A 13,948-nucleotide genomic window follows, 5' to 3' on the forward strand; every position below is an offset into this window, starting at 1 on the left:
CTTAATCTTTAAATATGGTAATGCGTTGGGCTTAGTCGATGAAGCCGCTGATTTAGGTTGGGATAAAAATGTATGGGAAGACAACGGCGATGGACATCAGCCACAGGACGCTCGTTTATTGTAGTGCTACCGATGTTGTGCGTATCACCTGGAACATGGGCACTAGAGGCAACGATTACGGGTGTTTCCGATGAGGTTGAAGGCAACATCCAAGCCTATTTACAGAATATCGATGCAACGCAATATACTGAGGTGCGTTTAGAAGGTGAAATTCGCCGTCGCACCCAGGAAGCCATGCGCGTTTATGGCTATTACGAACCTGAGATAACCCTTGAAAGCGCCACTGACGAGCGTGTGCAGCTTGAAATTGAGCCTGGGCCTCAGGTTGAAATTGAAATTCTGTCCATCAATGTGGCAGGCGATGCCAGTGAAGATCGGCCTTTTCAGCAGGCCGTAGAAGACTTTCCTCTGGAAGAGGGGGATGTGCTGCGACATGCCCCTTGGGATCGACTCAGCAGCCAATTTTCCGGATTGGCTATCGAGCGAGGTTACTTTGACTGGGGATTTACCGATCGGCGTATGGAAGTACGCCCGTATTTGCAAAGTGCCCGCCTCTATATGGATTTTGATAGCGGCCCTCGCTATCAGTTTGGTGAAACCTCGATCACCGGCAGCCATATTGAACTAGATCGATTGCTCCGCATGCAACCCTTTGAAAGCGGTGATCCCTATTTGGCGCAAACCCTAGCCGACTATAATCAATCGCTTGCGGAAACCGGCTGGTTTAGCTCAGTTTCCGTGCGTCCACGCCTTGAAACTGCTCAAGAGCTGGTGATTGCTCCTGCCGGCGGCGGAGCCCCTTGGTGGAGTGAAGCAACGGCTTCACAGCCAGAGCGCCCACGCGTTACCAGCGCTGCTTTGGCTAGCGCGCTAAGCCTTAATAAACCCAGTGATACCCAGTTGCCTATTGATGTCAGCGTTGAACCGGCTGACCGTCATCAGTTTGAAGTGGGTATTGGCTACGCCACTGATGTCGGGCCGCGACTGCGCTTTGGTTGGGAGCAGCCGTGGATTAATCGCTATGGCCATAGCCTTGATCATGATCTCTATTTATCCGCCCCGGAGCAGCGTTTTACCGGCGTGTATAACGTACCGCTTGAAGACCCGTTGCGCGATAGCTACCGGCTTCAATACGGCATCCGTAATATCGACGATAGCGATACTCAGTCAATAGAAGGCACTGTCGAACTAGCTCGGCGATGGCAATTCGATAACGACTGGGTTCAAACACTCTATTTCCGCACTACCTACGAGGACTTCGAGCAGGGCGGTGAAGCGGATCAAGTATGGTTATTCTATCCAGGTATCCAGTGGTCTCGCACCCGAACACGCCCTCAGCGCTTTCCATTATGGGGTGACCGCCAGCAGCTTTCTGTAGAGTACTCGGACACCGTCTGGGGCTCGGATGCTAAGTTCGCGCGCATCACGGGGGATACGGAGTGGATTCGTATGATCGGCAACGATAACCGCTTCTTGGCGAGAATTAGTTTGGGCGCTATTGAAACGGATGACTTTGCTAAAATACCGCCATCGCTGCGTTTTTTCGCGGGCGGCGACCGTAGTGTACGCGGCTACTCCTATGAGAGCTTATCCCCCCGCAACGAAGAGGGTCGACTGCGCGGCGGCCAACAAATGCTCACCTCAACCCTTGAGTATCAGCGCCGGGTGACGGGAAATTGGTGGGGGGCCACTTTCGTGGATAACGGCGACGCCTTTGATAACTGGGGCCCCAATGATTTGAAAACCGGTGCTGGGGCCGGGGTGCGCTGGGTCTCACCGGTAGGGCCGATTCGTTTTGACATTGCCCACCCCTTTGACCATGAAGACGATTGGCGTTTGCACTTTTCTATCGGCCCGGAATTCTAGGAGAAAGATTTGTCCCAGGTTGCACCAGCTTCATCTGATAAACGCCGTATATTGTCTCCCCGGTATCGCGCTTGGCTTCTGTTCTGGAGCTTTGTGCGTTTAGTTATCGTGCTACCGATTTGGCTGTTCGGCATTGTGGCGCTGATTGTTGGGGTGGCGTTATCTCCCTGGGGCACCGGGGTGTTGCTTTCACAGGGTGAGCAGCGTGATTTTTTTTCCTACGCTCATCATGAAGGCGGGTTGCTCGACCATTTTCAGCTCGAAGATTTCCAACTACAGCTGGGTGAAACCCGCGTCAGCGTGGATGAGTTTGAGCTCCAGTGGGCGGATGACTGTGTACTGTCAGGGCGCTTATGTATCGACACCCTGCGTGTAGTGGGCGCCGACATCCGCTTAGGTTCATCCAGCGAGCAGCCACCACCTCCCGAAGAGGAAGGAGCGCCGTTGGCTATTCATTTTCCTTTTCCCATCGAACTGCGTTCGCTACTACTGGACGATGTCAGCTTGCGGTTAGCCGATGGTACCGAGATAGCGTGGCAATCTTTAAGCTCGGCGGCCATTGCTGAAGGCACCCAAGTGCGCCTCTCGCCAACGCACCTGGAGCAGCCCCGCGTTTATTTACCCCCATCGGCGGGTACCCTGCTAACGCAAGGCATACAAACGCCGCTTGATGCCGCAACCATCGATGCCGCTATATTGCTCAACCAGCCGCAACAAGAGGCCGTGGCAGCAGTTGAATCGTTAGAAGAGCAGCTCGAAGCACGCGAGCGCCTGGAATTACCCGAAATCACGCTACCGATCGATATTCAGCTACCTGAATTCACGCTCAACGATTTTCGTCTTGAAGGGGCCACCGAGTATCGCGTTGAGCGTCTGCGGCTAGGGTTGCTAACCGAGGGAAATAACGTTGAGTTAACCGAGCTTTCCTTGGTTACCCCGGATGCTGAGGCTGAGTTAACGGCTAACGCAACCTTAAGCGGCAACTATCCACTCGATGCCCGCTTAAACGTAGCGTTGTTTTTACCTGAGATTTATCCTCAACTTAGTGGCGAGACGTTAACGTTAACGCTGTCCGGCACACTGGATGCACTTGAAGCGCAGTTGGAGGCATCCGGTGCGGTCAATGCGTCACTAAGCGGTCAAGTCGACGCACTAGCACCAACGCTACCGTTTCAACTACAGTTGCAAAGCGATCAAGTTCAGTGGCCGCTGCCTGCAAGCGAAACTGACAGCAGCGATGAGCGTATAGATGACAGCAGCGAAGAAGAGACTGCCCAAGCCGATGGCGATGTTGCCCCCGCCCCCTATATAGTTGATGACCTGAATCTACAAATAACCGGAAGCCTTAGCGATTATAGCGCGCAACTTGCTATGGCGGTTGAGGGCCCCAGCCTGCCGCGTACGCAAATTAACGTCGACGGAGAGGGTGATCTTGAGCAGTTTAGCTGGCAACCTCTCACCCTCGTGGTCGACGAAAGCTCCCTGCGCAGCGAAGGCAATATCAGCTGGGCAGCACCGCTACAGGTCAACACGACCATTCGTTTGGATCAGTTTAATCCGGCCCACTTCGTCGATCAGCTAGAGGGCGATTTAAACGGCGACATTGAGCTTAGGCTGCGCCAGCAAGGGGAACTGTGGGCCATTAGCGTGCCCAACTTAGCGATCGACGGTGAACTGCGTGACTACCCGTTAACCCTGCAAGCGGCCTTTGACGCTAACAGCAACCTGGAACTGGATATTGATGAACTGCTGTTCACCCAGGGGGATAATCGCCTAGAAGCAGCCGGTCAAGTCAGCGAACAGGCCATGTCGTTAAATGCGGATATTGCACTACGCCAGCTGCAAACCCTCTCACCAGACTTGGCTGGCACTGTCGTGGGTACGCTAGAGGCTAGTGGCAGTTTTAATCAGCCCCAGTTACTTGCCAATTTACAGGGTGATGGCGTGCGTTTTGGCGAGAACCGGGTTGAACGGTTGACGCTGGATGCCGATGTACAGGGCATCGATGACCCCACGCTTGACGTACAACTGGCGCTACAAAACGTCAATGCCGGTGGGCAGTCGCTGGCAAACATTGAGGCAAACCTTTCCGGGCGCCTCTCTGAACATCAGCTTGAGCTGTCTGCCCTGGGGGCAGACAATAATGTTTTAAGCCGTGCACTGATTGCCTTGGATGGCCGTTTTGACCAGCCGGGCCAGGTGTATCAAGCTCGCGTAACACCGCTGGAAATCGATTCTGACGCTGGAGATATACGCTTGGAAGCCCCCCTGGACGTGCGCTACAACCTAGCGAATGGCGCGGCACGTCTATCGTCGTTCTGTCTGCGCCGTGAGCAGGGCGGGCTGGTCTGTTCTGAAGAGGAAATCAATGCCTCTGCGCAGCAGGGCAATGCTGTGCTTTCGGTACGTGAAGTGCCGATGGAAATGCTGGAGCCTTTTTTGCCGGAAGAGTGGCAGTTAGAGGGCGATACAACGGCGGATCTTGCTGCTAACTGGCGCCAGGGTGGCGCCCAATGGCAGGCCGATCTGCAAATTCTTAGCGAACTTGCGATTACCGCCGTTAATGATTATGGTCAGCCTGTTCCACTGCCGGAGATTAGTTTAGACGCGCAGATTGAAGCCACCCAAGCCCGGGCAGACACCAATGTATCGCTTTCGCTTGCCGAGGCGGGCGATCTCAATTTAGACCTAACCATTAATGATCCCTTGGGGGCCGGTGCACTGTCAGGTGAACTACGCGCCAATGATGTGTCGCTGCAGCCCTATCGGCCCATGTTGGTAGGCATGGACCGATTGGAGGGGGATCTTAGTGGCAGTGTGCAAATTTCCGGCTCGACCGCTCAGCCTGATTTACAGGGTCAGCTTGGGCTACGCGGTATAGGGGTGAGTGGTCCGGATATTCCTGTCGATGTTCAGGGTGGCGAAATGGTGGTCTCTTTCGACGGTGAACAGGGCGATATAGATGGCTACCTGGCCGCCGAGCGGGGCCGCCTGGAAATTACCGGTGATGCGTATTGGCCAAGCGGCGATGATTGGCGGATAGGCGTTGACCTGAATGCCGTTCAAGAGCCTATCTTGGTGGTACTCCCCCAGTTTGGCCGTCTTGAGGTAGCGCCGGATATCCGTATCCGGGTCACGCCGGAAAGGCTACAAGTAAGAGGGGATGTCAATTTACCCTGGGCGCGGCTTGAAATTGGCGATATGCCCTCATCAGCCGTCACGCCGAGTGGCGACGAAGTCATTATTACCGAACGCGACGATCGTCAGGCGGAAATAGAGGCCCAGCGCGCGGCTGCCAATGAAGACGGGCCCAGCGCTGCTGATGAGCTTGCCGCCAGCGGCATGGCCATTGATGTGCTGGTAACCTTAACCCTGGGCCGTGATATGCAAATTTCAGCCTACGGTCTTGAGTCGGGATTAGGAGGCGCGCTGGAAATTCGCCAAAGCAGCGGGGCGTTGCAGCTGTTTGGCGATGTTAATTTGGTTGATGGACGTTTCCAGGCGTTCGGCCAAGACCTGGTTATTCGTCGCGGTGAACTGCTGTTTAGCGGCCCGCCAGGTCTGCCGACACTCGACTTCGAGGCTATTCGCAACCCTGACGTGACCGAAGATGATGTGATCGCGGGCTTGCGGGTGACGGGCAGTGCTGAAGCACCGAACGTCCTGATCTTTTCTGAACCGGCGATGGATGAATCTCGTGCACTCTCCTATCTGTTACGGGGGCGCGCGCCGGATGCTTCAGGGGGCGGTGTTGATAGCGCGCTAACAACAGCACTAATAGGTATGTCATTAGGGCGCACCGGTGGGGCGGTGGGCTCCATTGGCGAAGCCTTCGGTATTGACGACTTAACGCTGGATACCGCCGGTGCCGGTGACGACAGTCAAGTCGCCGTTAGTGGCCAACTCACCGATGATTTAAGGATTAGTTACGGCGTGGGAATTTTCTCGCCGATTGCCGAACTAACACTACGCTACACGCTGTGGCGCAACCTCTATGTACAGGCCGTATCGGGTACCAACCAAGCGGTGGATTTAATCTACACCTTCACCCGATCCGGTGATCCTGAAATCATACAGCAGCAATAAGTGAGGGCGATATGTCATTGTTTTCAAATACATTTTCCAATACGGCTTCAAATGCGAGCCGTGTACTACCGGGGCGCGATATGCCTATAAAGACAAGCGATGTACATACCATTAACGGCCATTCGCTACATCCGCCATTTCCCGAAGGTCACGAGGAGATCGTGCTGGGTATGGGCTGTTTCTGGGGCGTTGAGCGTCTGTTTTGGCAGTTGCCCGGAGTCTTCGTCACCGCGGCAGGTTATGCTGGCGGCGAGACGCCTAACCCCACCTACGATGAGACATGCACAGGGCGTACTGGCCACACAGAAGTGGTGCGGGTAATTTATGACCCTAAGCAAGTAGAGCTGGAAACGCTGCTGCAGGTTTTTTGGGAACAGCACGATCCGACCCAGGGCAACCGTCAGGGTAATGATGTTGGCTCCCAGTACCGCTCCGCCATTTTCACCACCAGCGAAGCGCAGCAAGCGGCAGCCGAGCAGAGTGCGGCTACCTATCAGCAGGCGCTCGACAAAGCGGGTAGGGGAGCGATCACCACTGAGATTAAGCCACTCGAAGCGTTTTATTATGCAGAGGCTTATCATCAGCAGTACCTTGATAAAAATCCCCATGGTTACTGCGGCTTAAAAGGCACAGGTGTCACGTGCCCCATCGGTTAACAACGCTTGTTAAAATTGTTTATCAGCGAATCATCGACAGGAAGCCAGTATGCAGCAACGTCATCGCTTGAAAAGGGCTTCTGGTCACGCCGCGGTGGGCAGTGCCTTGGCGTTACTAATTTGCACGCCGCTGGCCTGGGCTGGTGAGGAGCTAAATGCGTTAGCCATGCCGCAGGCCGTTAGCGACACGCCATTCGCAAGCGAACGCGAAGCCGTGATTTGGCGCCGTGAGGAGCTTAAAGATATTGAAAGTCTGGTGCGTCAGCTGCGCTTTGACCTGGTTAATAACCAGGATTTTGAGGTCGCCACGCCACGCCTAATGGAGCTTCAAGAGCGCGCCAGTGCAGAGCATTTACTGCCAGCCTTTATCAACGGGACACATGGTAGTGGTTCCGAGGCGCGGGCCTCTATTTGGGAGGAGTGGGATCAGTTCGCTGCCGGTTTTACCGACCTTGAGGATAAAATCGCCAATTTGATAGACGTGGCCGAGCAACAGAATCCCCGTGACACTGCTAGCGCGCTTTCAGAGGTAGGGGCAAGCTGTAAGAGCTGTCATCGTACCTACCGCTACGACTAGCGTAGCGGTAGGTATCGGAGAATAGCGACTTGAAAAGTAGACGCTGGGGGAGGGCGCTTAGTCGCCCTGCTGGATACGATCAATACGGTAAAGCGTTTCCACTTGTTCTAGGCCACTTACGGTGCAATTCAGGTCTTTAACGCGACCATCGCTTAACCCATACACCCAGCCATGCACGGAGATTTGCTGGCCACGCTGCCAGGCGCGCTGCAAAATCTTGGTGCGGCATAAGCTATTCACCTGGGCTTTAACGTTGAGTTCGCACATGCGATCGATTTGATCCTCCAGCGGGAGATGATCCAACGAGCTCCGGTGGTGGTTGTACTGTTCGCGCACCGAATGCAGCCAGTAATCCACCACGCCGCATTCACCTCCCATCATGGCGGCCTTAATGCCCCCGCAACCGTAATGGCCGACAATCATGATATGGCTGACTTTAAGGACATCCACCGCGAATTGAACCACCGAGAGGGCATTCATATCGGTATGGTGAAGCAGGTTGGCGACGTTACGATGGACAAATACCTCTCCAGGCGGGAGAGCGATAATTTGGTTCGCAGGCACGCGGCTATCGGAGCAGCCAATCCATAAATAATCCGGGTTTTGCTGGTTCGAGAGGCGTTTAAAGTAGTCGGGGTCTTCTTCGCACATGCGCTCAGCCCAGGCGCGATTATTATCAAGTAGTGTGGCTATAGGGTCAGACATAGCGTCTCCAGTAAGGTTGAGGGGTTTCAAATTGCTGGTAGGTAAACGGAATATCAAACCCTACGCAGTATAAAATTAGGGACTGTATAAAATATGAGCTAGTTCAAAATAGCCGCAGAAGGTTTTAACCTCCCTTGGCAGTCAGGTCAACCACCGCACTTGGCCCATGGGCACTACGACTATTGATTAATACAAATTCTAACTCCCCAGGAGCAAAGCATGGCAGACGTTTCTGAATACGAATATGACCTTCTGGTGATCGGCGCAGGCTCAGGGGGTGTGCGCGCGGCGCGTATGGCTGCCGCCACCGGCGCCAAGGTGGCGATCGCCGAAGACCGCTACCTGGGCGGAACCTGCGTCAACGTTGGTTGTGTGCCCAAAAAGCTCTACTCGTACGCTGCTCATTTTCATGACAGCTTTGACGATGCAGTAGGTTTTGGTTGGCAGCTACCAGGCCCTGCCAGCTTTGACTGGGCCACGCTGCGTGATAATAAGATCAGCGAAATTAAACGCCTCAATGGCATTTATCAGCGCATGCTGGAAGGTGCTGGGGTCACGCTGTTCAACGCCCGAGCACGCTTGGCTGACGCTCATACGGTAACGTTGAGTGGCGAGCAAGGCGATATATCGGTAACGGCGCAAAAAATCCTCCTCGCTACCGGTGGATGGCCCTGGGTACCCGATTTTCCTGGCAGTGAGCACGCCTTGGATTCCAATCAGATTTTTGATCTGGATACCTTCCCCAAGCGTTTTCTAGTGCTGGGCGGTGGCTATATTGCGGTGGAATTTTCCAGTATCTTTAATGGGCTGGGCAGTGAGACACATCTCATCTACCGCGGCGAAATGTTTTTGAAAGGCTTTGATCAGCAGGTTCGCGAGTTTACCTGCGCTGAAATGCAAAGGAAGGGCGTCAATATTCACTTCAACACCAACATTGAGCGCATTGAGCCCAGCCACGATGCCTACAACGTGCATCTTACCAACGGTGATGTGCTTGAAGTCGATGTGGTGCTCGCAGCCACTGGGCGAAAAGCCAACATTGGTGATTTAGGGCTTGAAGCGTTGGGGTTGAGCTTGGATGAATCGGGAAAAGTCCCTGTTAATGAGCGATTTGAAACAGCGCTGCCTTCTGTTCTCGCGCTAGGCGATCTAATCGCTGGGCCTGAACTAACCCCGGTAGCCTTGGCAGAGGCGATGCAGCTTGTTGATGTTCACTTTGCCGATACGACCCCGCAGCCGTTGGATTACACCACGATTCCAACCGCTGTTTTTTGCCATCCCAATATTGGTACCGTAGGGCTTTCTGAACAGGCTGCGCGGGATAAATTTACCCATATACGCGTGTATAGCACCGATTTTCGTGCCATGAAGCATACGCTGTCGGGTAGCCAAGAGCGTACGCTAATGAAACTGATCGTGGATGATGCGACAGACGTGGTGGTGGGAGCTCATATGGTCGGTGACGATGCGGGGGAAATCATTCAGGGCATTGCCATTGCGGTTAGAGCAGGCCTTACCAAGCAGGACTTTGATCGCACCGTGGGCATTCACCCAACCGGGGCTGAAGAGTTTGTCACGCTACGTACGCTCACCCGCCGGTAATAGCTTAAAGACCGTGAGGCGTGCCCGTAGGCACGCTTTTTTCCCGGCTACTTGCACTATTCTATAAGTGAGAGCGGCGAAGTGGTTGGCGTGAACGGGCATTTTGGATTATCCGCTCATAACAAAAAATTATGGAAAGTGAGTTGGAGAATAATATGGTTTTTGAATTGCTCATAATCAGCTGTTATAATGATCATCAAATTCGCTACAGCGAAGCATAACTATGAGTACGCCGACACAACCGTTTACCCCCTCTGCCGACCTTGCACGGCCGACAGTCGCTGATGCCGTTGTCGGTCATGCAGAGACACCACTATTTATTCGCAAACCCAATGCGGATGATGGCTGGGGAGTTTACGAGCTTATTAAAGCCTGCCCGCCGCTGGACGTTAATTCAGCCTACGCCTACCTGCTACTCGCCACCCAGTTTCGTGATACCTGTGCAGTCGCTACCAATGAAGAGGGTGAAGTCGTGGGTTTTGTGTCTGGTTATGTCAAGGACAATGCCCCCGATACCTACTTTTTATGGCAAGTGGCTGTTGGTGAAAAAGCCCGTGGCACTGGGTTAGCGCGCCGCTTGGTCGAGGCTATTATGTCGCGCCCCGAACTTGACGATGTGCATCACCTTGAAACCACCATCACACCTGACAATCTAGCCTCTTGGGGCTTGTTTCGCCGTTTGGCGGCGCGCTGGCATGCGCCGCTCAATAGCCGCGAATACTTCTCTACCGAACAGCTCGGAGGGGAGCATGACCCGGAAAACCTGGTGCGTATTGGCCCGTTCCAAACTGACCGCATCTAATACGTGGTTTTGTGGATTGACGGTTTTCCCGCTTATGTTGCTCCGGGCAAGTAACGCTTAACGCCTAAAGGCAAAATGATCAACCAAGGAGGTCGCAATGCAGACCCAGACGCTTGAACGCATGGAATCCAATGTACGTACTTATTCTCGTTCATTTCCGGTGGTGTTTACCAAAGCGCAAAATGCGCGCTTAACCGATGAGAACGGCCGTGAGTATATTGATTTCCTCGCCGGCGCGGGCACGCTTAACTACGGCCATAATAATCCGCACATGAAGCAGGCGATGATCGATTACCTGTCGACTGACGGTGTCGTTCACGGTTTGGACATGTGGACCAATGCTAAGCGTGATTATTTAGAAACGCTTGAAGAAGTTATTTTTAAGCCCCGTGGGCTTGACTACAAAGTACACCTACCTGGCCCAACCGGTACCAATGCTGTAGAAGCCGCTATTCGCCTAGCCCGAGTAGCTAAAGGTCGGCATAATATTGTCACCTTCACCAATGGTTTCCACGGTGTCACCATGGGCGCTCTGGCGACCACGGGTAATCGTAAATTCCGTGAAGCCACTGGTGGCATACCCACTCAGGGCGCTAGCTTCCTGCCTTTCGATGGCTACATGGGTGAACATACCGATACCCTGGACTATTTTGAAAAGCTGCTCGGCGATAAATCTGGCGGTCTGGATATTCCAGCGGGTGTCATCATTGAAACCGTGCAGGGCGAGGGCGGTATTAACGTGGCAGGCCTGGAGTGGCTGAAGCGTCTTGAAGGTATCTGCCGTGCCCACGACATTCTGCTGATTATTGATGATATCCAGGCAGGCTGTGGTCGCACCGGTAAGTTCTTTAGTTTCGAGCATGCGGGTATTACGCCTGACATTATCACCAACTCGAAATCACTCTCCGGGTTCGGCTTGCCATTTGCGCATGTGCTGATGCGCCCAGAGCTGGATAAATGGAAGCCGGGCCAATATAACGGCACTTTCCGTGGTTTCAGCCTGGCAATGGTGACCGCCACCGCAGCGTTGAAAAAATACTGGTCTAATGACACCTTTGAACGCGATGTTCAGCGTAAAGGACGTATTGTAGAAGAGCGTTTTCAGAAGCTAGCGGCGCTGTTGACCGAGCACGGCATGCCCGCCACTGAGCGTGGTCGTGGTCTGATGCGCGGGATTGACGTCGTATCGGGTGACATTGCCGATAAGATTACCAGCAAAGCCTTTGAGCATGGACTGGTGATTGAAACCAGTGGTCAGGACGGCGAAGTGGTTAAGTGTCTGTGCCCGCTAACCATCAGCGATGAAGACCTGCTGGAAGGCTTGGATATCCTCGAAACGTGCGTCAAGGCTGTTGCTAGCGAGTAACTTGGCACTAGAATTAGGTGTTACGCTGAAACAGTAAGCTCACAGGTTTTTTTAGTTAGGGATATAGCGGCTGGTAGTCGCCAGCCGTTTTCAATGGAGTACTCCTATGATCGTTCGTAATCTTGAAGAAGCGCGTAAAACAGAGCGTCTAGTGACCGCTGAAAATGGTAACTGGGACAGCACGCGCCTTGTTCTGGCCAATGACAATGCCGGTTTTTCGTTCCATATTACCCGCATTTTTCCTGGCACTGAGACGCATATTCACTACAAAAATCACTATGAAGCAGTGTTCTGCTATGAAGGTGAAGGTGAAGTTGAAACCCTGGCCGACGGCAAAATCTGGCCCATCAAAGCAGGTGATATTTATCTGCTAGACCAGCATGACGAACACCTGCTGCGCGGTAAAGAGAAAGGCATGACCGTTGCCTGTGTCTTCACACCGCCGATCACCGGTAATGAAGTTCACCAGGAAGATGGCTCATACGCAGCCCCAGAGTAAGCATAGCGCTAGCATGAGATAACAAAAGCAGCCTGCTAAATGAAGCGGGCTGCTTTTTTGTTGAGCCTGGGTTTTATGCAGAGAAATTTACTATGGGCTTATATTTTCTCAAACACCAGGGTAATTTCACCCAGCGTGAAGCCGAATTTGCGCATGGCGGTTCGATTGATCAAACGGCCATCTGGCTGAAGGTACATCCAGTCATCCATGGTAAATGAGATCATTCGGCCATCAATTTCGATATCTAACGGATAGCGCATGTGGAAGACATGACCGTATTGGTGTGCTTCAACTTGGCCATCTACATCGTTGGCGGTGCCAATCCAGCGGTGCTCATCAACGCGTTCAAATGTCCAAACGCGGCGATCGGTTTCACCGTCTGAAAAAACGAAAGACTCATCCAGTGTGAGAGTGTCATTTTCGTAGGTGCCTTGGATATCTACGGTGAAACGTCGCTGTACCTCGCCGGAGTAATCCTGCACCATGCCCCAGGCTCGGGTGGTGCCCGCAAAGTATTCGGCGATATCCAGGCGGGGTTCAGAATCAGCGTAGTCTTCAACATCAACGCCAGCACAACCAGCCAGCAAGAAAAGCAGTGTGAAAAAACTAATGCGCAGGGAGCGGGTCATGGAGATATTTCCTATATTGAAATGGAAGTCGGTACAACTATGGTAAAGTATTTCTATAGCATAGAGCACCTAAGTGGCTGTGACTACTGCGCACCACCGGGTTCGCTTAATATATATTATGTTAAATAGGGTGTTCTGGTCGTCTTTAATAGGTGTCCGAAAAGCTGTGATGGCGTTGGACACTCGCCCCCCATCTCCTTATCATTCCCCAACCTATTGTCCAAGGATATCTCTCGTTATGCGCCCAGGTGTTTTGTGGCTTATAGCTGGCTTGTCGCTCGCGATCACAGGCTGTGCAGCAACCCAGCCGGAAACGAATCAACCGCCCCCTTTAAGCGAAGCCTCATTCAACTCCCGTATCCTGGAATTAGAGAGCCAGCTAACCCAGCAATGCGACACCCAGTCGGCACTGCAGGAACGCCAGCTTGACCACCAAGAGGCACTGACTGCCGACATGCGTGAAGTGGGCAGTTTGCTGCGCTACCTTCGTCAAGATGTGCAGCAGTTGGAAGCCCGCGGTGAAGAGCCTGTCATCATTCGCGAAGAGTGTGAAATTGATGAGAGCTTAACCACCAAAACACTGCTGGGTCGCAGTGAATGGATAGGGCTACCGAGTCTGGGTACCTATCTCAAAGCGCGTGTCGATTCCGGTGCCAACACGTCGTCACTTTCTGCTGAAGAGATCACCCGTTTCGAACGTGATGGTGAAAACTGGGTGCGTTTCAAGTTGGCATTAAACGAAGATGATGTGGCCGTTGAATCACAGCGTGATGAATGGATTGAAGCGCCCATTGTTCGCCGAGTGCGTATTGTTCAAGCCTCAGGTGAAGAGTCGCGGCCGGTCATTTCGCTATTAATGACCTTAGGGCCAATTCGTGAAAATGTCGAATTCACGCTCAATGATCGCTCCCATTTAGATTATCCAGTGCTGCTTGGGCGGCGCTTTTTAATGGATATTGCGGTGATTGATGTGGCCGATACATATTTGCATGACCGCCCCGAGTTTCCTGGCGGTGAGCCAGCCGATCAAGCTGCTGAAGATGAAGCAGTTGATGAAGACGATACTGAAGAGTAACTACTCTCCCCTGGCGTTTTACGTA

Annotated in this window: 11 protein-coding genes; 9 read left to right on the forward strand and 2 right to left on the reverse strand. The window is 53.1% G+C overall.

The features are described from left to right. Positions 1-72: 72 nt before the first annotated feature. Genes tamA through U738_RS08555 form a run of 4 tightly spaced genes read left to right on the forward strand, consistent with a single transcriptional unit; the run spans position 73 to position 7,245 of the window. On the forward strand, positions 73-1,926 hold the full coding sequence (gene tamA, locus U738_RS08540) for an autotransporter assembly complex protein TamA (protein ID WP_035579275.1): 1,854 nt from the start codon (positions 73-75) through the stop codon (positions 1,924-1,926). Positions 1,927-1,935: 9 nt separating this feature from the next. Further along, the gene (tamB, locus tag U738_RS08545; RefSeq protein WP_081899071.1) at positions 1,936-6,012 is read left to right on the forward strand and encodes an autotransporter assembly complex protein TamB; all 4,077 of its coding nucleotides are present in this window, start codon (positions 1,936-1,938) and stop codon (positions 6,010-6,012) included. A gap of 11 nt (positions 6,013-6,023) precedes the next feature. Then, positions 6,024-6,668 (forward strand): peptide-methionine (S)-S-oxide reductase MsrA, encoded by a 645-nt coding sequence (gene msrA / locus U738_RS08550; protein WP_035579279.1) that lies wholly within the window; start codon positions 6,024-6,026, stop codon positions 6,666-6,668. A 49-nt stretch (positions 6,669-6,717) separates the two neighbouring features. Next, the gene (locus tag U738_RS08555) at positions 6,718-7,245 is read left to right on the forward strand and encodes a cytochrome c (RefSeq protein ID WP_035579281.1); all 528 of its coding nucleotides are present in this window, start codon (positions 6,718-6,720) and stop codon (positions 7,243-7,245) included. A 57-nt stretch (positions 7,246-7,302) separates the two neighbouring features. Here U738_RS08555 and can read toward each other — a convergent pair whose 3' ends face one another. Further along, complete coding sequence (can, locus tag U738_RS08560; RefSeq protein ID WP_035579283.1) at positions 7,303-7,950, reverse strand: carbonate dehydratase; 648 nt, start codon at positions 7,948-7,950, stop codon at positions 7,303-7,305. A 219-nt stretch (positions 7,951-8,169) separates the two neighbouring features. Between can and gorA the strand changes: the two genes are divergently transcribed. The 4 genes from gorA to U738_RS08580 all read left to right on the forward strand — a co-directional run bounded on the left by gorA (position 8,170) and on the right by U738_RS08580 (position 12,219). Further along, a complete protein-coding gene (gene gorA, locus U738_RS08565) occupies positions 8,170-9,552 on the forward strand; it encodes a glutathione-disulfide reductase (protein ID WP_035579285.1) in 1,383 nt (460 codons plus the stop codon). 223 nt (positions 9,553-9,775) lie between these two features. Next, the gene (gene ectA, locus U738_RS08570; protein WP_035579286.1) at positions 9,776-10,354 is read left to right on the forward strand and encodes a diaminobutyrate acetyltransferase; all 579 of its coding nucleotides are present in this window, start codon (positions 9,776-9,778) and stop codon (positions 10,352-10,354) included. Between the two features lie 97 nt (positions 10,355-10,451). Then, the gene (ectB, locus tag U738_RS08575) at positions 10,452-11,720 is read left to right on the forward strand and encodes a diaminobutyrate--2-oxoglutarate transaminase (RefSeq protein ID WP_035579288.1); all 1,269 of its coding nucleotides are present in this window, start codon (positions 10,452-10,454) and stop codon (positions 11,718-11,720) included. Positions 11,721-11,826: 106 nt separating this feature from the next. Next, positions 11,827-12,219, forward strand: coding sequence for an ectoine synthase (locus tag U738_RS08580; protein WP_035558199.1), 393 nt, complete (start codon positions 11,827-11,829; stop codon positions 12,217-12,219). A 98-nt stretch (positions 12,220-12,317) separates the two neighbouring features. Here the strand turns inward: U738_RS08580 and U738_RS08585 are convergent, their stop codons facing one another. Then, positions 12,318-12,848, reverse strand: coding sequence for a DUF3833 domain-containing protein (locus tag U738_RS08585; RefSeq protein ID WP_035579290.1), 531 nt, complete (start codon positions 12,846-12,848; stop codon positions 12,318-12,320). Between the two features lie 238 nt (positions 12,849-13,086). Between U738_RS08585 and U738_RS08590 the strand changes: the two genes are divergently transcribed. Further along, positions 13,087-13,923 carry an ATP-dependent zinc protease family protein gene (locus tag U738_RS08590; RefSeq protein ID WP_035579292.1) on the forward strand — a complete coding sequence of 279 codons (837 nt, stop codon included), beginning with the start codon at positions 13,087-13,089 and terminating at the stop codon, positions 13,921-13,923. Positions 13,924-13,948: the final 25 nt, after the last annotated feature.

Origin of the sequence: Halomonas sp. TG39a, assembly GCF_000744395.1 — a bacterium.
Classification (GTDB): Bacteria; Pseudomonadota; Gammaproteobacteria; order Pseudomonadales; family Halomonadaceae; genus Vreelandella; species Vreelandella ventosae_B.